16 protein-coding genes are annotated in these 21,284 nt (G+C 47.6%); 3 read left to right on the top strand and 13 right to left on the bottom strand.

Going from position 1 to position 21,284, the window contains the following annotated elements; translation table 11 throughout:
• Positions 1–41 precede the first annotated feature (41 nt).
• From L0M14_RS18230 to L0M14_RS18280, 11 genes are all read right to left on the bottom strand, one after another.
• Complete coding sequence (locus L0M14_RS18230) at positions 42–884, bottom strand: MBL fold metallo-hydrolase (protein WP_235118056.1); 843 nt, start codon at positions 882–884, stop codon at positions 42–44.
• Positions 885–1,065: 181 nt separating this feature from the next.
• Positions 1,066–2,082, bottom strand: coding sequence for a flagellar motor protein MotB (gene motB, locus L0M14_RS18235; RefSeq protein WP_311198732.1), 1,017 nt, complete (start codon positions 2,080–2,082; stop codon positions 1,066–1,068).
• Positions 2,079–2,873, bottom strand: a complete 795-nt coding sequence (motA, locus tag L0M14_RS18240) for a flagellar motor stator protein MotA (protein WP_235118057.1) — start codon at positions 2,871–2,873, stop codon at positions 2,079–2,081. The genes motB and motA overlap by 4 nt, the downstream gene beginning before the upstream one ends.
• Before the next feature lie 37 nt (positions 2,874–2,910).
• Entirely contained in the window at positions 2,911–3,354 is a 444-nt protein-coding gene (locus L0M14_RS18245; protein WP_235118058.1) for a MarR family winged helix-turn-helix transcriptional regulator, read from the bottom strand.
• Between the two features lie 223 nt (positions 3,355–3,577).
• Positions 3,578–3,841 (bottom strand): HPr family phosphocarrier protein, encoded by a 264-nt coding sequence (locus L0M14_RS18250; RefSeq protein WP_235118059.1) that lies wholly within the window; start codon positions 3,839–3,841, stop codon positions 3,578–3,580.
• 3 nt (positions 3,842–3,844) lie between these two features.
• Positions 3,845–5,566 (bottom strand): phosphoenolpyruvate--protein phosphotransferase, encoded by a 1,722-nt coding sequence (gene ptsP, locus L0M14_RS18255; RefSeq protein ID WP_235122951.1) that lies wholly within the window; start codon positions 5,564–5,566, stop codon positions 3,845–3,847.
• A gap of 28 nt (positions 5,567–5,594) precedes the next feature.
• Positions 5,595–6,752 carry a mannitol-1-phosphate 5-dehydrogenase gene (locus L0M14_RS18260; RefSeq protein WP_235118060.1) on the bottom strand — a complete coding sequence of 386 codons (1,158 nt, stop codon included), beginning with the start codon at positions 6,750–6,752 and terminating at the stop codon, positions 5,595–5,597.
• Positions 6,749–7,186, bottom strand: a complete 438-nt coding sequence (locus L0M14_RS18265) for a PTS mannitol transporter subunit IIA (RefSeq protein WP_235118061.1) — start codon at positions 7,184–7,186, stop codon at positions 6,749–6,751. The genes L0M14_RS18260 and L0M14_RS18265 overlap by 4 nt, the downstream gene beginning before the upstream one ends.
• Positions 7,187–7,212: 26 nt before the next feature.
• Complete coding sequence (locus tag L0M14_RS18270) at positions 7,213–9,270, bottom strand: BglG family transcription antiterminator (protein ID WP_235118062.1); 2,058 nt, start codon at positions 9,268–9,270, stop codon at positions 7,213–7,215.
• A 67-nt stretch (positions 9,271–9,337) separates the two neighbouring features.
• A complete protein-coding gene (locus L0M14_RS18275; protein WP_235118063.1) occupies positions 9,338–10,801 on the bottom strand; it encodes a PTS mannitol transporter subunit IIBC in 1,464 nt (487 codons plus the stop codon).
• A 417-nt stretch (positions 10,802–11,218) separates the two neighbouring features.
• A complete protein-coding gene (locus L0M14_RS18280; protein ID WP_235122952.1) occupies positions 11,219–11,776 on the bottom strand; it encodes an SLOG family protein in 558 nt (185 codons plus the stop codon).
• 321 nt (positions 11,777–12,097) lie between these two features.
• On the opposite strand from L0M14_RS18280, the gene L0M14_RS18285 reads away from it, so the two are divergent.
• Both L0M14_RS18285 and L0M14_RS18290 read left to right on the top strand, forming a co-directional pair.
• Positions 12,098–13,315 (top strand): MFS transporter, encoded by a 1,218-nt coding sequence (locus tag L0M14_RS18285; protein WP_235118064.1) that lies wholly within the window; start codon positions 12,098–12,100, stop codon positions 13,313–13,315.
• Between the two features lie 155 nt (positions 13,316–13,470).
• Positions 13,471–14,103: a TetR/AcrR family transcriptional regulator gene (locus tag L0M14_RS18290; RefSeq protein ID WP_235118065.1), complete on the top strand. Its 633-nt coding sequence runs from the start codon at positions 13,471–13,473 to the stop codon at positions 14,101–14,103.
• Here the strand turns inward: L0M14_RS18290 and L0M14_RS18295 are convergent.
• Positions 14,076–15,581, bottom strand: coding sequence for a transposase (locus L0M14_RS18295; RefSeq protein ID WP_235118066.1), 1,506 nt, complete (start codon positions 15,579–15,581; stop codon positions 14,076–14,078). The genes L0M14_RS18290 and L0M14_RS18295 overlap by 28 nt on opposite strands.
• A gap of 364 nt (positions 15,582–15,945) precedes the next feature.
• On the opposite strand from L0M14_RS18295, the gene L0M14_RS18300 reads away from it, so the two are divergent.
• Complete coding sequence (locus L0M14_RS18300) at positions 15,946–17,007, top strand: hypothetical protein (protein ID WP_235118067.1); 1,062 nt, start codon at positions 15,946–15,948, stop codon at positions 17,005–17,007.
• A gap of 170 nt (positions 17,008–17,177) precedes the next feature.
• Here L0M14_RS18300 and L0M14_RS18305 read toward each other — a convergent pair whose 3' ends face one another.
• A complete protein-coding gene (locus L0M14_RS18305; RefSeq protein ID WP_235118068.1) occupies positions 17,178–21,269 on the bottom strand; it encodes a carbohydrate-binding protein in 4,092 nt (1,363 codons plus the stop codon).
• Positions 21,270–21,284 lie beyond the last annotated feature (15 nt).

Genomic DNA, 21,284 nt, shown 5'->3' on the forward strand with positions numbered 1-21,284 from the left:
GAAAGCCGCTTAGAGGAATTCCTCCAAGCGGCTTCTTCATGCTAGCTATGCACAAACCGTCCATGCTCCGGTACAGCTATACCGTCAAATTGCTCCGCTAGCATCGATAAGCTTTGTTCCAGTTCGCTGCCCGACATTGGTGTCCCGTGACCTGTAACAGCTGCTGAGGGATGCAGTGCCTCGAGCTTTCTAACGGATTCCTTGGCGGCGTTCCAGTCCGTCGTGAAATACTTAGGAGGACCGCTGATTTCCTGCTCTTGCGTGATAACTTTATACAGTGATTCCTGCTTCACGGTTACGAAAGCATCTCCAGCCACCAAAACCTTATCCTTAATACGAAATAGGGAAATATGACCCGGCGTGTGTCCCGGTGTATGCACCCAACGCCAATCCGGTAGCCCAGGCACACTCCCGTCATGCGGCAGCTTATGAACCCGAGTGCCTAGGTTTATGCCGTGGTTCGGAAATAAGGGAGAAAGCTCGCTGACAAGTCCACCGTCTACACGGCTATCCCCAGGGGGGTAGTTGGATATTCCCGTCAAATAAGGAAGCTCTAATTCATGCGCGTAAACGGGCACATCCCACATCTTAAGCAAATCTTCAATCGCCCCAACATGATCAAAATGGCCATGTGTCAATATGATTGCTTGAGGAGGCGTGTTCGGACCATATCGTTCTTCCGCTGCTCTGCGGATGGCTTCAGATGAGCCAGGCATACCAGCGTCAACTAAAACCCATCCCTTACTTAGTTGGTTGGGATCGCCAATTAAACATATATTTACGATTTGGACGCAAAAGGCAAATACATCCGATGCAACCTGATTCCCCTGACCGTCCGATATCGAAGTCAAAGGTAAAAAAGTATCTGTAAATGACTTATCCATGTAGTTGCTCCTCCAATATCTGCTCATTCCTCTATACTATCTCCAAATCCGGATGAATGTTGCAGTTTGCGACAAAAGAAAAAAAGCATCCTTTGCCCAAGGATGCTCCGAGTTTGTTAATTCAACTATGACGATTACGAACTTCCGCAGCTTTTCTCCGATTGCTGCTCAGCTTCCGCTTTTATGTCTGCGATTGCTGCTCAGCTTGAGGTTGATCTTCAACAGATGATTGCGCCTGAGGCTGTGATTCTGTAGGCAACTGTGCCTGTGTTTGCACCTCAGCAGGTGTCTGTGCCTGTGCCTGTGTCTGTGCCTGTCCTTCGCCAGAAGTCTGAGCCTGCTGCTGCGCGTCAGAACCCGCCTGACCTGCGTTGGCGGCCCCTCCCTGATCAGCCCCGCTATTGTCCTCCGACGGCTTAAGATTGCGCAGGATGCTTACCTCTACCCGTCGATTGCGCGCTCGGCCATCCGCTGTATCGTTGCTTTCTACCGGATGAAATTCACCGTACCCGACTGAACGATACATGACCGGGTTTAGCTTGCTATTGTTCAGCAATTCCTTCATAAAGTTAACCGAACGCTTCGCACTTAGATCCCAGTTCGTCTCGAATTCTTGATTATGAATCGGTATATTATCCGTATGCCCCGATACCTCTACTTGATAGTCGGGATAGCTGCTCAGCAGCTCGGACATCGGAACCGCCAGCGTTTTGGCATCCTGCTTGAGCGACGCCGAGCCAGAATCGAATAAAGCTTTGTCGCTGATCGTAATGACCAACTTCTCATTATCGAGCTTCGTAGTTAGCTGCTCCGCCAGGTTATTGTCCTTGATGAAGGCATCCACACTCTTCTTGAGCTTCTCCAGGTCTTCCTCTTCCTTCTTTTGCTTTTCAGTAAGCTTCCCCGCATTCTGATCTTCCTTTTTTGTCGGAGGAGGATTTTGATTATCATTGTTATTCTTGGTTGAGTTCGCCGCCTCGTCGATCGGAATCAGGTTGAACATTTCCAGCGGCGCCGTGCCTCCTGTAAATGCGGAATTGAGCGATCTCATGATGGAATCGTATTTTTTACTATCCATCTGGCTCGAAGCGAACAAAATAATAAACAAGGCTAGCAGAAGTGTAAGCAAGTCGGCATAAGGAATGAGCCAGGTTTCATCGACGTGTTCTTCATGCTCTTCATGTTTTTTCTTGCTCACTGTGGAGTGGCCTCCTTCGCCTCTTCATCGTACTTCGCACGATCAGAGTTCGCGATAAAGATCATCATTTTTTGCTTCACGGAATTAGCAGAAACACCGGATTGAATCGAAAGCAGGCCTTCTACAATCATCAGCTTGATCTCGACCTCTTTCTTTGATTTCTGCTTCAGTTTATTAGCGAACGGGTGACAGATTACATATCCGAGGAAGATACCGAACAGCGTTGCAACGAAGGCTGCGGAAATCAAGTGACCCAGTTTTTCTACTTCACTGAGGTTACCGAGCGCTGCGATCAGACCGACAACCGCCCCCAGCACTCCTAGCGTTGGCGCATACGTACCAGCCTGAGTAAAAATACCGGCGAACTTCTTGTGTCTAGCTTCCATCTCAGCAATGTCTTCAAGGAGTACATCCCGGACGAAATCTGGATCGTTACCATCGATGATCAGGCGCATGCCTGTTTTCATGAACGGATCGGACAATTCTTCGGCTTGCTTTTCTAGAGACAACAAACCCTCACGACGAGTGATCGATACCCAATTAATAAAAGTTTCGATGAGTTCTTTTTTAGCCATTAACTTCTGTTCAGTGAAAATGATCTTCATCAATTTAGGAAATTTCTTGATGTCATCCAGCGGAAACGCAATAAACAGTGCCGCCGCCGTTCCGCCGAAAATAATCAGCATCGCAGCAGGGTTGAGTAGTGCTGCAAGGCTTGCTCCTTTCAAGACCATGCCGACCCCGATTGCAACGAAGGCAAGAACGATACCGATAAGTGATGATTTCTCCATCTGTGTTACCCCTCTCCATGTTTCATTGATTAGCTTGTTACTCTGTGCCCAGTACTTTCATCAGGCGAATAAAATCCGTTTCTTCTTGCCCCAGCTTCGCAATGAAGCTGTGATCCACCTGCTGCGCGATCAGGAAAGCCTGCGAAGCGAGCTGCTTTCCTTCCTCTGTTAATACTATGGATTTGGCTCGCGTATCCGTGGAGTGCTCTTTACGAGTCAGCAACCCTTTTTTCTCCAGAGACCGCAGGACTTGCGAGGCAAGCATGGGTTCAACATGCGCGTAGCTTGCGATTTGCGCTTGTGTGACATCACCTTGTTCACATTGCCGATTCAACCAGTCTGTGGCTATGAGCAGAATAAACTGAACGTGAGTAAGCTCAACGGCTTGTAAAGCTTGCCGCATATTCTTTTGCCACAGGTTCAGCACCTGCCACAACAAGAAACTGGGACTATCGTCGGACTTCTCGATTTCAGAATTCATAGGGACCCTCCGATAATTCGACAAAATTTTATGTATATGAACTTATAATAAAAACTTTTATTATAAAACACAATACTTTTTTGTCGAAAACTGTACGTACATAGTTTGACTCGGCTGCTGCGAATCCCTGCTTTTCACGCTCCTATAAACATGGAAAAAGCTGCCTCCAAAGCCACTTTCAGGTGGCGTTAGAGACAGCCCTCAAATAGAATTGCTGCTGCCGTTATTCTTCAAAAATTTTGCTGAGCAGCTGCCCCAGCGCTTCTAAAGCCTGCTCTTCCTGATCCCCGTCGGTTTCCAAGAGGACTTCATCATTAGCTTCGATGCCCAACGTCAGCATGCTGAGAGAGCTCTTGCCATTTACTTTTTTCCCATTCTTGCTAACATTTACTTTGCACGGAAACGTGCTAGCGGTTTGCACAAATACCTTAGTTGGACGCGCATGAAATCCGGATGGATTCAGCACGGTATATGTTTGAGATACCATAGTCTACACTCTCCCTATTTTATCGTGTACGAATTGTTGGATTTGACGCTCACTGCCCATTTGAATGGCTTCCTCAGCGTAGCCTGCCCACTCCTCGCGGGACAAGTCTTTCATTAATGCCCTCGCAGGCAAAATGGAGCTCGCGCTCATGCTGAACTCATGCAGCCCCAGTCCAAGCAACAGCGGTATTGCGGTCTCATCGCCAGCCATTTCTCCGCACATGCCGACCCACTTGCCTTCTTTCTCCGCAGCTTGAATAACCATGCGAACAAGTCGAAGAATAGACGGATGACAAGGCTGATACAGATACGATACGTTCTCGTTCATCCGGTCTGCTGCCATCGTATATTGAATCAAATCGTTCGTGCCGATGCTGAAGAAATCAACCTCTTTGGCGAGAATGTCAGCCGCAAGAGCTGCCGCGGGGATTTCGATCATAATCCCGACTTCCAGACTGTCCGATACAGGAATTCCTTCCTGCTGCAGCTTCTCCTTCTCTTCAGCCAGCAGCTTCTTGGCTTCGAGCAGTTCTTCCTTAACAGCAATCATAGGAAACATGATTTTCAGCTGGCCACAGGAGCTTGCCCGAAGCAACGCTCGCAGCTGTGTTCGGAACAGCTCCTGCTTACTTAGACATAAGCGCACAGCCCGCAGCCCGAGGAACGGATTAGTCTCCACAGGAAGCTTCATATAAGGCAGCTCCTTATCCCCGCCTATATCCAGCGTGCGGATAACCACCGGCTTGTTATTCATTCTCTCCAGCACGTGCTTGTAAACCTGGAACTGCTCTTCTTCGCTCGGAAGGGAGCTGCGTCCCATATACAAGAATTCTGTCCGGAATAACCCAACACCTTCCGCACCGTTGCTCAGCACCTTCTGCAAATCTTCTACGCTGCCGATGTTGGCAGCAAGCTCCACATGATGACCATCCTTGGTCACCGTCGGTTGATCCAGCAATGCGCGCAGCTCAAGCCTGCGTTGATCGTAATCCGCTTTCTTGGCACGGTATTCCTCCAGCTCTTGATCGCTGGGTGAAGGCAGGACTGTTCCCGTGACCGCATCCATGATGATCATCGTCCCGGTCTGTATATCGCCCGCTGCCGTTCCCGCGCCCACAATAGCGGGAACCTCAAGAGAACGCGCCATAATAGCCGAGTGGGAGGTCCGGCTGCCGATCTCAGTAACAAATCCGAGAACGTAATCCAGGTTCAGCTGAGCCGTATCCGATGGAGTCAAATCTTCGGCGATCAGGATACACGGCTCGCTTATAGCCGAGACCGCTGCATATTCTTCGCCTCGGAGATGGCTCATGATTCTTCGCGATATGTCGAGCACGTCAGCGGCTCTTTCCCGAAGCATTTCATTATCCATAGAACGAAGCATCTCCACGAACTGATTTGCTACCTCATAAAGAGAGAACTCCGCGTTATCTCCTTCATTCTCAATTCGTTCTATAATCGCATCTATGAAATCAGGATCCTCAAGCAGCAGCAGGTGTGCTTCGAATATTTCCGCTTTCGCCGCACCCATGCGCTGCTCGGTCAGCTCTCTTATTTGCTCAATCTCTTGTTTGGACTGCTCCACCGCCTGTGTAAACCGCTTCTTCTCTTCTGCGGAATCATTAGCCTTGCCGGGAGCAGGCACATAATGTGAATGCTTCAGGCGATAAGCCTTGGCGATGGCGATGCCGGGGGAAGCGGCAATGCCTTGAAACGGTTTAGCCATCATTTTAGCCATAGCGAACTCCCCTTTCTTAAGAATGTACTTGATTCTTCAATTGTTCATATTCAGCCGCAATACTCGCATGAAGCGGATGTTCTTGCGGAATAGATGTATACCTAGTAATGGCTTTATCGATTCCTTCCCGGCTCACAGCAGCCTGGATATCCATCGATTCCTGATCCGCCTCATCTCGGAACAAGAAAGCGGCGGCCATCGCCTTAGGAAGGTAAACCGGATGTAAACCCAAATCAAAAGCCTGCATAGCCGGACGGACCAAACGATCGTTGCTGGACAACTTGCGAATTGGCGAACGTCCGACCCTCGTAACCTCATCCGTTAAATATGGATTGCGGAAACGGTCCAAAATTTTATGAATGTAGCGTTCATGCTCCGCACTGTCAAAGCCGTATTTCTTGACGAGCAATGCACCCGTTTCGTTCATGATTTGCTCAACTTGCTTCACAATGTCTTCATGAGCCATGGCTTCCTGAATTGTCGAATAACCCTGAATAAATCCTAAATAAGCAGCGGAGCAATGGCCGGTGTTCACAGTGAACAGCTTGCGCTCAATATAAGGCTCCAAATGGTCGACATAATGAACACCTTCGATCCGGTGGAAACCCGGAAGCATCTGCGATTCATCGACAACCCACTCATAGAAAGGCTCAACAGTAACCTCTAGCGGATCTTCGTTGTGCTGTAGAGGCACAATCCGGTCAACAGCGGCGTCGGGAAAAGCTATAAGTCCCTCAGCGCGCTGCTGCATGGCTTCACTTAAATGAGAATATACATGCTCTTTCAGCTGGGTGCTGCCCCCAATGGCATTCTCACAAGCGATTACATGAAGGGGCTGCGCGCCGCGCTCGATCCGCCTCTCAATCCCTCTAGCAATACCCTCGGCAATATGCTTCAGAATGTTAACGCCTACTGCAGTCGTTACCAAATCAGCTTCAGCTACCGCATCCGCTACGACGTCAATCTGTTTGCCTAGAATCGCGGATACACCCTCCACATGAAATTCATCCTGGGTTTCGTTCGCTAAACGTACGGTGTATGCCCCTCTCTCCTGAAGATGACCCACGAGCGTTTCATTGACATCGGAGAACGTAACCTTATAGCCCGAATTAGACAAAAGCAGCCCTATAAATCCACGTCCGATATTGCCTGCCCCAAAGTGCAAAGCTCTCATGCTTCCATCCCGCTTTCAAATATCTTGATCATGTCTTCCGGCGTCTTGGCGTTCATAATTTGCTCCATATTCTCATCTTCGGAACAAATCATGGCCACATTGGTCAAAATTTCAAGATGATCGTTACCGGCCGCCGCGATGCCGATAATTAAAGTTGCCTTTTCACCATCGCCAAAATCAACTCCTTCAGCTAGTTGAACAATGGACAATCCGGTAGAAACGATCAGCGATTTGGAGTCTGCTGTTCCATGCGGAATGGCGAGCCCGTTCCCCATATACGTAGACAGCGTTTCTTCACGTTCCAGCATCTTGTCGATATACCCCGCCGAGGCGTGACCTGCATCAACCAGCAATTGACCTGCCATGCGGATCGCTTCTGTTTTATTGGCAGGCTTCGCGTTCAGCTTTACTTTGTTTACAGATAGAATACTCATCGTACAGTTCTCCTTTGTATATCCGATTATTTTTTATTTTCTAGAAATTGCGCTAATTCCTGTGATAAAAATTGCTTGATCTCTTGTTCACTGCCTTCTTTTAACAATTGCAGCATCTCGGGTATAAGCAAATAAGAGCTAATTTCACTCAGAACCTCCAAACTCTCCTTGCTTAGCTCCTGTGGTCCTAACATCAACAAAGCTTGCCTTAGTTCTGCTTCAGCGGCCTCTTCCTTCCATAGAAGGGGATGCTCGAACCGAAACAGGGTAAGAAATGGACTGCGGACATATTGGCTTCGAATATGAAATAGAGCGATTCCTGTTTCGGGAATCACTTGACTGCTCTGCTTTTCCCGCTCCAGCAATAACTCCACAACAGGCTGTGCCTCTTCAATAATACCTGCAAGCTTCGGATATTGGCATAGTGCATGTAGCGCCTCATCCAAGCTGACAAAGGCTTGCTCCAAAACATATAGTTTAAATTGATCTACAATACGAACAATTTCATTCACATAATGCTGAATGCGTCTCAGACGGACGGAGGAGTTTGGATCCCTTGCTGCAGAAGCGGAAGCGAGCTTCCTTTCGGAGCCCTGATTTAAAGTAACATTGTGGATAAAAGAACGAAGCCGGTCCGCATCATCCTTGGAGAGCAGCGGACTAAGCTTAATATACCGTTCCTCAGGTATGGGAAGATCCACCGTAGAAATAATCAAATCATAATCCTGGGCCGGGATTCTCGCCGCCTCGAACCACGATGCATTGCCTATGATTTCAATCTGCGGGAATTCCTTCGTCAGACGCACCGCCAGCATTTTGGACGTGCCGATGCCGCTGGTGCACACAATAATGGCGCTGACGTCACGGCGAAATTGCTTCAGCCTTTCCATTGAAGCCCCGAAATGCATGACCAGGAAGCCAATCTCCTCATCGGGGACATCGATCTCCGGGATCGTGACGTCCACTGCGCGCCGAATCATGAGAAATAAGGGCTCGTAATCCCGTTTAATTTGACTGAGCAGCGGGTTCCTAATGTTGATGCCGGCTCTCAATCTGCGCAAAGCGGAACCAAGATGCGTCAATAAGCCCTCACTTAGTGATTTATCATCACGAAATTGCAAGCCCGCAATTTGCTCCATCCGAGCGATTAGCCTTCCTATGGTATCAATCAGCCAAGGTTCATGATCGGGAAGCAGCTCGCTCGGAGCACGAGAGACACGGCAGTTGAGCAGCTCGACGAGATATTCAACCTCCGCAGAAGGAAAATCCACATCTACGTGCCTCTTGATATGTTCAATAATATGCTGCAACAGCAAGTTGTTCTTTGGAAGAGTCAACGACTCATTCGGCTCTTGCTCAATAAGTTTCCCCTGCTGGATTCGAGCGATACATATAGAAACATCAATGAGAAGCTCGGTATACTCGCTCTCGGATAACGCCCCCAAGCCTCTGTCCTCATCCTGCCAAAGCGCCCCCTCGACATATCGGAAATTAACCTTGCCAATTAACTCCAACAGCATGTGTGATGCCGTATTCGATGTATCATCGGCTTTACCGAACAGATCCGAATCATCCAGATAACTGTTTGCCAGCTTGCGAATTAACTTACGCTTATTCGTCTCCGTACCCGCTAGCTCAACACCGTATCCTCTGCGCCGAATAAGAGTCAACCCGCATTGAGCCATCCACTGCTCCACATCGTCCAAATCATGCGTAATGGTTGGCACAGTTACTGACATGTCATGAGCCAGCGTAAATAGCTTTACCGGCTCGTTTTCCGTTAATAACGTGCAAAGAATGAGAACCTTTCGCTCCTGCGCCGAATGTTCCACCGCAGTCTCATCCTGAAGCAGAGTCTGAAAAGCTGCTAATTGATCAGACTCGCCTTGCAATTGAATGCCTTTGCCTGCTTTCTTAAGCAGCGTTAGACCATGTTCAGCCATGATCCCTTCAAGCTCAGCAAGCTCTCGATGAACGGTTCGGGTGCTCACGTTAATCTCCGCAGCAATCTCTCCGGCTGTAATATCTTCCCGCTGCTTAATCAGCAAATTCACGATTTGACGATGCCTGCTCGACAGGATCATACGAATTCTCCTCGTTAGCCAAAATGGAGATAACGCCGGCGGTTAGCCAGCGTTACAAATATCCTCATCAAGAACGCAATCGATCGACGAGCACGTCATATTCCGGACTTTTCATGAAGTTATCGATGGAAATATGCTCGGCTTGCGGAGCCTTGCTTCTAGCCCGATCCGTTAATGATTTATGCGTGACGACAATGTCCGCATCTTGCGGTATCTCGCCGATAGCCGTATTGATGACCGTCACATCGACGCCCGCGTCCTTCATCTTCTTCCTAAGGATGGAGGCGCCCATCGCACTGGAGCCCATACCTGCATCACAAGCGAATACAATCTTGTTCACGTCGGACGCAGCTTTGACGACAGTAGTAGCCGCCGGTGCAGCTGTTGCTGCTGTTGCCGCTGAAGAAGTTTGAGCTTTAGAAGGCGCCTGCTTCATATCCTTCATTTTGGCAGTCGCTGCTTCAAGGTTGTCTTCTTCATCCGTTTTCTTCACAGTCTTCAGCAGCAGCGCCGCGACAAGGAAGGAAACGATCGTTGCCGTAATAACGCCGGTGAAGATCGGCAGCAGGCCGCCCTTAGGCGCCATTGCAATGTAAGCAAAGATACTGCCCGGTGAAGGAGGTGCTACGAGACCCGCGTTAAACAACGAGAAAGTGAACGTACCTGTCACACCGCCGGCCATAACTGCAAGAATGAGACGAGGATTCATCAGAATGTACGGGAAGTAGATCTCATGAATACCGCCAAAGAAATGAATGATCGCTGCGCCCGGTGCGGACAGCTTTGCGCTTCCGCGGCCAACTAGCCAGTATGCGAGGAGAATGCCAAGTCCCGGACCTGGGTTGGATTCGAGCATGAATAGAATGGATTTGCCTGTCTTGGACGCTTGGTCTAGAGCAATCGGACTGAGAACGCCATGGTTGATGGCATTGTTCAGGAACAACACCTTACCTGGCTCAATCAGAAGGTTAGCCAGAGGAAGCAATCCTGCATTGACCAGAACCTGAACACCAGCGGCGAGCGTTTTACTTACCACCTGCACAGCTGGACCTACAACTGCGTAAGCTAGAACTGCTAGTATTCCTCCAATAATACCTGAGGAGAAGTTGTTGACCAGCATTTCGAAGCCGGAACGGACCTTTCCTTCGATCGACCTATCGAATTGTTTCAGCACCCATGCCGCGAAGGGACCTACAATCATCGCTCCCAAGAACATGGGAATGTCCGTACCGATGACAACCCCCATCGTCGTTACCGCGCCGATGACACCTCCACGCGTGCCGTGCACCATCGTACCGCCCGTATATCCGATCAACAGGGGCAGCAGATAGGTAATCATCGGACCGACAAGCTTCGCCAAATATTCATTTGGAATCCAGCCCGTTGGTATGAATAAAGCTGTGATTAACCCCCATGCGATAAATGCGCCGATGTTCGGCATCACCATACCGCTCAGGAAACGGCCGAAACTTTGAACCTTTACCCGTACTCCGCCGGAAGCTGCTTGCGTTTTGTTTACTGTCGCATCCATTAGGATACCCCTCCTAAGTATGAATCATCTTTGCCGATTTTTTTCGACAAAGTGTTTGTGTACTTATCGTAATGCAAAAGCGCTTACATGATCAATGAAATCAAAATCCCTTTTCGTCATGAGCCCTGTTGACATCATTTAACTTCAACCAATTTCGTCATGTGGCCCTTCTTCTCTTCACCTACAACAACGATAACGCTCTCCCCCACCTTCAACATCCTGTGGAGCTTTGTTTCCTGCCGCAAATCTCCATCTCAGAAGCTGCAGCCACTGAACATAGTGTCTGCATCATTGTCAGAAACATACCGAATCCCCGCATGTTAGAAACTCACAAAGCAAAAAAGCCTTCTAGTAGCCCTTCGTTAAGGGTAAAAGAAAGCTTCCATGATCGAGCGGCGGCAGTCCGTCTCACGTGCTTTAGACGTAATCCATATCCTGCCGCTCATCTTCGGCAACACTCTGCAAATCCATTGCATTGATGCTGAAAATGGGATACGAGCCTTGTTCCGCCAGACGCATCGCCTGCCGCTTGATGTATTGCGGTGAGCCCCCAGTGTCCTCATCGTATACCAGGATCATACCATCCGTATTCCGCAGCAGAAAGGTATCCCTTTCCTTAAATTGCCAAGGTCCATCGTATTTGGTTTTTGTCACGCTGTTTACATAGTCGGCACGTGCCAATACTCCGCTGTAAATGCCTTTCTTCTCATCGCTCCACTTCTCTTCCTGCTCTAGGAACGGAGTGATGACCGCCAACCGCATATGGGGATATTCCGTCTTTAAGTCGATCACAGCTTCTGCGGCCCACAGCTCGACTCCCCAGCCTCCGCTCACGACAACCCATTCCAGTCCCTCATCCATGAGCGAGATAATTTGCTTTGTGATGGCCTTTTTAATAATAGATATTCCTGGATGCTTTAAGGAGAAAATCCCCAGCTCCGATGCTCTATATCCCGTAATCAGCACCCGCTTCACTTGCTGCACGCTCCCCGTTTCTTCTTCTCTTCAGGGTAACATACCCGATCCAGCGATACCAGCCATGATGAATGTTACGTGGACTGTTGATGAAGATTTGGGGGGCGGGGATGTTAATGTTACGTCCATGTATGGATGAGTACGATAGATGTCTGGAAGGCACAAGGTAATATGGATTAGCGTTAGGGTGTGCTGATCGTAGTTGAAATGTGATGATACACACTAGAGATGTATTGAAGGTTTCCAGGAAGTGTGTCATAATATAAAAAACTGACCGGTCATTTTATTTAAATTAAGCGCAATCTACAAGGAGAATGCCGAATGAAGCTCCAAGTTTATCTGTATGTGAAAGCCTTTTCTGATTTCGGAACCCGTATGGATATGATCGCCATCAACGCCATGATTTACATCAAAACCGGCAGTGTCTTCTGGCTGTCCGCTTCCATGATTTGTACCATGATCGGAGGTATTCTGGCCAGTTCTGCATCCGGCATGGCAGCCGATCGTTTAAGCCGTAAGCAGATCATGATTGTCAGCGATGTCCTGCGCGGCCTATTGATTCTACTCATTATTCCGTTTCCGGACCCGATGTTCATCTTGATCGTCCGCTTCGCTTCCGGCTTTGTCTCCAGCTTCTTTCAGGTCAGTTACACAGCCGAAATCCCGCAGATTTACGGAAGCTCGAATGTGCTGAACATCAATGCAATGATCTCCAGACTAAGCTCAATCAGCATGGTCGCTGGCTTTCTCGTAGGAGGGTTGTTCTATGAATTCTTCGGCTATGAAACGGTTCTCATTGTAGATGCAATCTCCTTTCTCGTCTCGGGGATTATCCTTTACAAGCTAAAATGGGAAAGCGAATCATTTACCGTTCACAAGCAAATGGGCGGCTTTTTCCGGCAAGTAGCAGGCGATTTCTACGAGGTAACGCGGTACTTCCGCCTTTACCCGTATGTGCTACTCGTCTTCCTTGTGTACTTCGTCGATACTTTCGGCTCGGCTTCCCATAATTTGGGTTTCCCCTTGCTCGCTGAGTCCATAGATGCCAAGAAGCAAGCTATGTTGTACGGTACCATGTGGTCTATATGGGGAGCGGGAAATGTTCTTATGACTTATTTTCTTCCTAAGATTAAGTTGGTACAGGTAGATTTGTACCGGGCTTATTTGATATCCACACTATTCATGTCACTGGGATTTGTTTGCATCTTTTGGACGACAACACTTCCTATCGTGCTTGTCTGCGCATTCTTAACAGGGATTGCCGACGCTTGCGCCATGACCTTGCAGTCGACGATCATTCAACAATGTGACAATCAGATCCGAGGTCGAATTGCGGGGGTATCCAGCTTACTTAATTCCTTTGGTTTTGGCTGCGGATTTATAGCCGCCTCATTGCTGCTGAACTCACTAGCTCTGCGAAGTATGGTATGGTTGATGCACGGCTTCGTGCTTACCGCCGGTGCCGTAACGCTTGGCGTGTACATCTGGATGTCCAGGAAGAACACCATTATTCATGGCACATTAAAAAAAGAAGCCTGATCGCCTGATTCACAGTTCCATCAGCAGGAAGCTTCCGTTCGTCTTGCAATTAGCGGCTTCTCACGCTATATTCATAGACATGAAGCCCATAGAATCAACGCCTCAGAAAGAGCGAGCTATGACACTCAGTCCGAAAGCTAAAGGAGAAGCTCTGCATGCCCAAGGTAACGGAAGCGTATAAGCAGCAAAAGCGCGATGCCATACTGGAAGGCGCACTCGACTGTTTTTCCGGCAAAGGCTACGCCGGTACGACCATCGATGACATTGCGATTCATCTAGGAGTCAGCAAGGGCTCCATCTATACCTATTTCCAAAGTAAAGAAGACATTTATATTCGCCTGATGGAAAAACGAATGAACACGATGGTAAACAGCTTCAAGACGAAGTTTCAAGCACACGAGAGTGCCACCGAGAAGCTGAATTACATGTTCCAGCGATTTATTGATCAGCCTTTGGAGGATTTGAGGCGCCTGCTCAAGTTCCATCTGGAATTTACGATTCATTCCTCCCGGAATGAAGACATGCAAGCACAAATGGACGGTAACAACCAGAAAGCGCTGGGCATGATTCTTGAGGTCATCCGGGAAGGGATGGAAAGCGGAGAGTTTCGGCAGGAGTTGGATGCAGGCATTGTCACATCGCTATTCTGGGCAGTTCGCGACGGCATTGCGCTGCATTTTCTTAGCGACGGCACCAAAGATCAATTCAACCGTTTGATTCATGAATGGAAAGAAATGTTATTTAGATATATCAACATGAGTTATGCACCTCGTGGTAACACTTGGTAATTTTGTGGTTTAGGTGTAACCCAAAGAAGCATTAAATAATGCTGTGGCCAAAATAATCGAATAAGTCTTGCAAAACGTTTCACTTCTATGTCAAAATCAACGTAGATTCGCTCATGACCTTTGTAGGTTCTTTTGCGAGTTTGGCAACGAGTGTGGAAAAGGCTGCGGACCATTTCGCCGTGGGTGCAGCCTTCATCTCCACTCGTTTTTTCTTTGTTCATTTCAAATAAGGCAACGCCCAGCAAGGTCTCCGCTGTAAATAATAGCTCGAAGTGGGCATGGTGATGCGCTTCGGATTCGGAGTGGCACTTTTCAAAAGCCAGTTCCTGCTTAGCAGTTCGAAAAAACACCTCAATACGCCAGCGTTTCACATACGTCTGTGTAGCTTCCTTCGGTGCATCGTAGCGGTTACTAATGAGAAGATAAGCCCCTCTGTATGTAGCTGGGGATTCGTCATCTTCCGTAGATTCTACATGTATCGAGAGTTCGTCTTCCTTTAAACGCATGGCGGCAACAGCGGCAATCTGAACATATCTTTGTTTGGTGACTTGTTTTCCTTTACGATTGGTTACGGTATAGGGCTGTTTCATATAGATATCTGGAATTGCGATGGATACCAGACCTGATGTTCTGTGACTTGTTAGCTTCTTAAACACTTCTCGAATAAGCATATTGGGAGTCAACGGTACGTAACGCTCTCTTCGAGTAAGAGGCTCGATTTCCCTTCGAAATAAAGCCGTATTTCGCTTGGCTTTGGTTACCCAATCAAACTGATTTGACTCCAGGAACACGAAAAAATCCTTACACAAATACCAACGGTCCATGGCTACCCATAATCGGCATTTCACGGATTCACGCAGCATCAAGAGCATTTGCTTGGCGAGATCCAACTTCGTAAGACCCTCACCTTTGGTTTCAGGTTTATGCCAAATCGAATAGAACAAGGGATACTCTAGCCCACTTTGTAAGACAGCTTGAATGACAACCAAATTCATCGCCCATGAATATGTTTTCGTAGAATGATCAAAAAGCCATGATAAAAAAGGGAGTTGTTTAGCATACGGATGCGCACAATGCGTGTCATCTAGATTTATGACATCCCCTTCTTTCAGCCTTGTTTGCCCATCCTGCTGAAGGCGCTCAATTCGCTTTTTACCAAATGTTTTCCATGGAAACGAAGTCGTAAAAAAACGGCTCATGGTATACTGCGCAAGTTTCCATGGCTTAAACATAACTTTTAATAAAGAGTCCTTTTGAGCCAAATCGGCCATTTGAACAACGGAAGAGCAATTAGAAATGAGACCCACCACATAGAGAAAACATAGCAACCAGGACGGCGTTCCGCTACGCTTCATCATGCCAGACTGAGTTAAGAGGAGCGAAATATCAAACCTCTCCCAAAGGGTACGCAAGATAGGGGCGCCCGCACATTCACTCAATTGTAAATCCCGATATTTCGGTTTTTTTAACGCTTTCATTGGAAAATCACCTGTAATTTTGAAGTAACACCTTGGTTAAGGTATCCTTCGCAATTATTGTGGTGATTTTCAAAAGTCAAGTGTTTTTTTAGTTGGACGTAAGATTTTTGACATAGATTAACTACCAATAAATTACTTCAACTGCATAACTCATGTACCAAACAATTCTATCTAAAGATGTAGAAGTATGTCATCATCAGGGCCCTGCTCCTAATTTTTGTTCTTCATTTTTTGTCGTTGTCGTATGTAGACTAGTTATTTGTCCTCTTTTAAAAATACCTGGGTTTGTTTTACAATTTTCATGGTTTGCTTTTTTGCTTTACAACACATTCACCTAGCCACTTCCAAAATGAAAGGGGAATTTATGATGCATTCCACCTGTATGCTGCCCGTCGAACGTCCCATCATCACTTCTTGGGCTAATCAGGCCCATATCTTTTCGATCGCTCAACGTCATCCTGCCTTCAAATCCTGGCTATGTTCCAAATACATTCAACTAGAGCTAATTCAAGGCTGGAGCGGCAGGGATGTCGTGCTCAATTACACTCACATCGCCTCACCTGAAGAGGAATGCCCCTGGCTTGAAATATCAAGTACGACTCTATCGAAGATCCTAGAAGCTGGTGATCTGATCTCCTTTTATAAACAAGCCTTATCCAAAGGGACCTATATCTACCAGCTCCTGAATCAATATTACATCCCCTATTACCCCTATTATCAAAAAATGGACGATCTACATGACCCGATGATAATCGGCTTTGACGACAGTCGTGAAGTCTTCTTTCTAGCGGATTTTCATCGGAATCCGGACGAAGCCACTAGGTACGGAGTATTCGAGGTTACCTACCGCGAACTGGAGGATGCCGTATGCAAATTGCCCGCTCATCTGAATCGCATGGGCTGCATCGAGCTGTGGCGCTACAAACCGGACGTCTCCTGGGAGTTCGATTTAGAAACCGCGATACAATCGCTAACCGATTATCTGCAATCAACCTACACTCCTCATCGTGAGCCTACATGGCTGACCACGACTGTTCTGGAATATGGTATGAAGACTTACGATCACCTGCTTCACGTCCTTGAGGAATCTAAGTCGGATAGGGAGATGGGTGATTTCCGCTTTTTTCATGTACTGTCCGATCACAAGCAGCTGATGTTACTGCGACTTCAGTATATGAATGAAGCTGGCCTGATCAGCCAAGCCGCGTTCGATGCTTACCAGGAGCTGCTGCAGGAAACCTCAGTCATCCGAAATCTTCTGCTCAAATTCGGCTTAAGCCGTAGAATGAGTCTGCTCGACCGCATTATCCTGCTGCTCCGCTCGTTGGCGGAAGGCGAACAGCGAATCTTGAGCACGATCCTTTGCGAGTTAAAAGATAGAAAGGATTCGCTTCGTATCCAAACCTTGCCGATACAAGCGGGATAAGCATTGGACGGGGTTTCGTTGAAATTAAAAAAAGCTATAAACGTACATTATTCAGTACATTTATAGCTTTTTTTATGATTCATATTAGTGTTACTACCGAGAGCATACAGCGAACCTCATCGGGCAAGTTTTTCCATTTAGAAAGAGTCCGGCCGAGCCGGACTCACCTGTTAGAACTTCTGCGCAATCGCCGCTAAGTCAATAATGTCGATTCGGTTATCATGGTTGATATCGTACCGTTGAATTTCAGACCAGCTGCTGTCGGTCGAGTCGACTCCATTATGTGCGGAGATGATACCCAGGTCACCTACGCTAGCAACTGAATTCATAGCTGCCAAGAAATCTTCTCGGGCAGAATTAACCTCTTGTGCGGCTTGACTAACTTCAGTACCATCTGCGCCTGCACGGTTGAATACTTCGGCAGCCTTGGCAATGGCAGCAGCCAGTGTATCGTGTGCCGCCTGAGGATATTGCCCCCATCGAACCCCAATGGAAGAAGCGTCAAGTACCGTTTGCGCACTTTCCATATTTGAGCCAAGAACCGACTTGGAGGGCTGGAATTCTAATCGTGCCCTAGCCGCTTGCAAATTGCTTACCGCCGCATTGACTTGGGCTTGCGTTGCCAGCAGGTTGCTCTGAATCTCCTTAGCCGAAGTCAAGTAGCTTTGAAGAAGTGCCCACGAAGAAGTGGTATAACTCTCGGAAGCCAGAGAATCCGACGATGAAATTTGGCTGCTTAACGCTGCTTTATCAATAAGTACATCCATCGAATGAATGGTGTCCGCAACCATCGAGATCGTACCATGTACATCTTGGATTTCCATCTCTTTGAGTCGAAGAATTGTTTTCGAATCGCCTGGATGTTCCAACCCGACTGCATTCCACTTGATTCTCATCATATCACCATGAGGGACGACCCCAGCTGTACCACTTGTCATGATAAATGTAACTTTTCCAGCCGTTTGGTCGTTTTCGATGGATGTCAATGCAAGCCCATCTACCAGCGACTCAGCCGAAACAAAGTGAATCTGCTCCGGATCATACGTCATGGTGAAGCTCTGGCGAACAACAGGTGTATTCGCATTACTTGTCATACTGTCATGATTAAGCCCATATACGAGCTCAAATTCTCGATCTACTAAGGCAGTAGTTCCTCCACTAATGACAGCCAATGGTACTGTTTCCGATGGAGCTTGGATGTTTACGCTAGCTTCATCGGAAGGAATGCTTTCGCCAGCGGAGTTTACGGCTGTAACCACATAGTAGTAAGTTCCCTCAACCATCCCGGATTCATAAAAAGCATTGCTTGTTACGTTAGAGGCAACTGTTTGGTAATCCGTACCGCTGGTTAGACTGCGTTTCACCACATATTGATCCGCCCCGGCAACGGCATTCCAGGATAAGTACACTTGGGATGCCCCAGTGATGGCAGTAAGATGGGCTGGCGCTTGCGGGATCGTGATCACCTCAGGAATCACGATAGCTGCAGGGCTAATCCCTGTCCCCAACTGCCAAGGGAATCTGGCATTGGCGTATTCCGTATTCTGCAAAATAATATTGTTTGCATAATTACCTGTTAGTCGCAGGAATGTGCTCGTTCCTGTCGGGACATCCACATGATTGAACCAAACATTCGACGCATTGCTCATGTCGTAGATTACGCCTGTTGCAGGAACAATTTGTACATGATTTAGCTGCACATCCGCAATATTGTTGGATACCCAACCGGTATTCGATGTCATCTTCACATTCGTGAAAACAATATCATGAACCGGTACATTTTGAAGCGCGTCAATGGTTACTGCCTGATCGGCGCCATTCACAGTAATATTACTGATTGAAATCTGTTTCAATTCCGGCACACGCTTATCAACGCCAAGTTGGGCGTTATCTACAGTATCGTTATGGCCTGTATAGAAATCACTGAAGCTAATGGCAGAACCAAGAATATTGTCCATATGGATGCCATCGAAATAAAGGTTTTCGATCGGTCCGCCGCCGCCGACATAAGATTTGATGTTAATGCCGGTATCCGTACCGATGTATTGATTGTTAAGGAAGGCTAGATTTTTAAAGCCGCCCGAGGTGTTGCTCCCGAATGAAACGCCACCATGTCCGCGGAAAACGATATTGTTGGCGACAACCACATTCGTTTGAGTTTGGATGGAGCTTGGATCACCGCTGGCCTTCATTCCGATGTCGTCATCCCCGGCATTCACTGTGTTATGGTACATCACGACATTTTGTGAAGAAGTCACATCCAGACCATCACCATTCTGGAACCACCAGTCATTGTTGGCCGTTGTATTTCTGATTACAAGATTTTGAACTCTGGTGAAGCTGCCGGCATATACAGGGCCGTTCATGAATGTGGGACCGTCGACAAGAACATTTTTACTATCTGCAATATTAAGCAATATGGGTCTAGCCACATCAACAGCTTGCTCGGACGGATACCACATACTTTCATCTTCGCTCAGTACTCCACCCATGGAAAGCAAATAATTCCATTGTGTAGTCGTAACCTTGCTCTTCTTGACAGGTCTCCAGTATTGACCATTGCCGTCAAATACTCCATTGCCGGTGACCGCAATGTTCGTTACACCTGATGCATTCAACTGATGTCTGATCGGGCCATTCACTTGTAAAAAGTCATCCAGGTCAGAGCTGAATAAGATGGTCGCACCGTCTTCCAGATGAAGATTCACATTGTTCTGCATCACAATAGGCCCCGTATACCAAACACCGGCAGGAACAATAACGCGGCCACCGCCAGGATTGGCTGAAGCGGCTATAATCGCCTGGTTAATTGCTGAGGTATTCTTCGTTACTCCGTCTCCCACTGCGCCATAGTCCACGATGTTGAAGTCCTTATCAGGAAACGTATACAGTGTCATGTTTGGCATGTCGAAAGGTAACCCTGTTACGTATGACTGCAGATCGTCACCGCCGGTAGCATAGTTCACTGAAGATTTGGTTTGGACAGTTACATCTGCGTCAACCACTATATCCATTCCTTTTATCGTACCTTGAACGGTAAAGTTTCCCGCACTTGCATATGAGGCCGGACTTACGCTATTCCATACGACAGGCAGCGCCTTCTCAGAAGTATCCGTGTAGGTGACAGGAACGATGGAAGGCAAGTAGGGCGCTATCCCTTCAAATGTATAGAGATGAAGCGGCATGACATTCGAGATTGTTTGGCTGGGCAATATGGATGTATTGCTTACCTGAATCTCAAAAGGAATAGTTCTGCCTGAATCGAACGTAAATACTAACGTATTTGTACCTAAAGGCAGTTGCTTCAAATAGGATTTATTGATTGTAAACATAGGATCTGCAATTGAGAAATCTTTATCTTGCACTAATGTATACGATCCGTTCGTAATCGATGTTACAGCTTCACCTTGAATCTGGACCGAAACTTGAATATTGGCTTGATTCAACATGTTGCGATCAAACGACACTTCTGCGCTTGACAACGATGCTGCGCTTGAGAATGCACTTTCACCATTTTCATTGACCGCAGTTACGGTATAGGAATAGGGAGTTCCGGTGTTGACCACCGTATCCGTGAATTTGACCTTTCCTTCCAATCCCTGATCGATCTCGATCCAATTTAAGTTGAATTTCCCCGTTACAGAGGAAACACGAAGTGTTTGGGGACCTGCTTGTAAGGCTACAATGGCATTAACCGTATCCCAATTCTGCCAACCGCCAGTTAATGGTACGTCGACTGTGCCCAGTACAGTGCCATCACTTGATTTTACTTGCAGCTGCTTCCCGCTGTCTGGAGCTGACACACGTAATTTTATCGTATAGAATCCATCAGCAGGCATATCGACTGCATAATCCATCCAATCTCCTGCGTCGATATAGCCAACATCTTGACCGCCGCCAACATCGGACGTCGTTTCAAGCTTTACCCCATCCATTGCGTTGTAATTCTCAGCTTCAACTGTCGTAACTGGCGTCGTCACCTCTGACTGCAAACCGCTTGCGATTTGCGAGTAGCCTCCGTCAGGACTGGAACTGCGATATACATTGTAGCTGCTAGCACCAGGAACGATGTTCCATAGCAGACGGAGCGGTGTATCTCCCAGGGATGCTGTTGCGCCATTTTGATACGAAATGGACAACTCTGTTGGAGCAGCAGGCGGCTGTGCTCCCCTAGGAAGGGTGCCGAATAACGTTGGATCCCAAGCATCTGTTCCTTGGAAGATGTTTTGTACGGTATATTCATTGGCTTCGTTTGCCGTCAATTGTGTGGTCCACTT

Origin of the sequence: Paenibacillus hexagrammi (assembly GCF_021513275.1) — a bacterium.
Classification (GTDB): Bacteria; Bacillota; Bacilli; order Paenibacillales; family NBRC-103111; genus Paenibacillus_E; species Paenibacillus_E hexagrammi.

Excerpts from the sequence above, each read along its gene's own strand:
- L0M14_RS18230 (WP_235118056.1), bottom strand. The coding sequence starts at position 884 with ATGGATAAGTCATTTACAGATACTTTTTTACCTTTGACTTCGATATCG.
- motA (WP_235118057.1), bottom strand. The coding sequence starts at position 2,873 with ATGGAGAAATCATCACTTATCGGTATCGTTCTTGCCTTCGTTGCAATC.
- L0M14_RS18245 (WP_235118058.1), bottom strand. The coding sequence starts at position 3,354 with ATGAATTCTGAAATCGAGAAGTCCGACGATAGTCCCAGTTTCTTGTTG.
- L0M14_RS18250 (WP_235118059.1), bottom strand. The coding sequence starts at position 3,841 with ATGGTATCTCAAACATATACCGTGCTGAATCCATCCGGATTTCATGCG.
- ptsP (WP_235122951.1), bottom strand. The coding sequence starts at position 5,566 with ATGGCTAAACCGTTTCAAGGCATTGCCGCTTCCCCCGGCATCGCCATC.
- L0M14_RS18260 (WP_235118060.1), bottom strand. The coding sequence starts at position 6,752 with ATGAGAGCTTTGCACTTTGGGGCAGGCAATATCGGACGTGGATTTATA.
- L0M14_RS18265 (WP_235118061.1), bottom strand. The coding sequence starts at position 7,186 with ATGAGTATTCTATCTGTAAACAAAGTAAAGCTGAACGCGAAGCCTGCC.
- L0M14_RS18270 (WP_235118062.1), bottom strand. The coding sequence starts at position 9,270 with ATGATCCTGTCGAGCAGGCATCGTCAAATCGTGAATTTGCTGATTAAG.
- L0M14_RS18275 (WP_235118063.1), bottom strand. The coding sequence starts at position 10,801 with ATGGATGCGACAGTAAACAAAACGCAAGCAGCTTCCGGCGGAGTACGG.
- L0M14_RS18285 (WP_235118064.1), top strand. The coding sequence starts at position 12,098 with ATGAAGCTCCAAGTTTATCTGTATGTGAAAGCCTTTTCTGATTTCGGA.
- L0M14_RS18290 (WP_235118065.1), top strand. The coding sequence starts at position 13,471 with ATGCCCAAGGTAACGGAAGCGTATAAGCAGCAAAAGCGCGATGCCATA.
- L0M14_RS18295 (WP_235118066.1), bottom strand. The coding sequence starts at position 15,581 with ATGAAAGCGTTAAAAAAACCGAAATATCGGGATTTACAATTGAGTGAA.
- L0M14_RS18300 (WP_235118067.1), top strand. The coding sequence starts at position 15,946 with ATGATGCATTCCACCTGTATGCTGCCCGTCGAACGTCCCATCATCACT.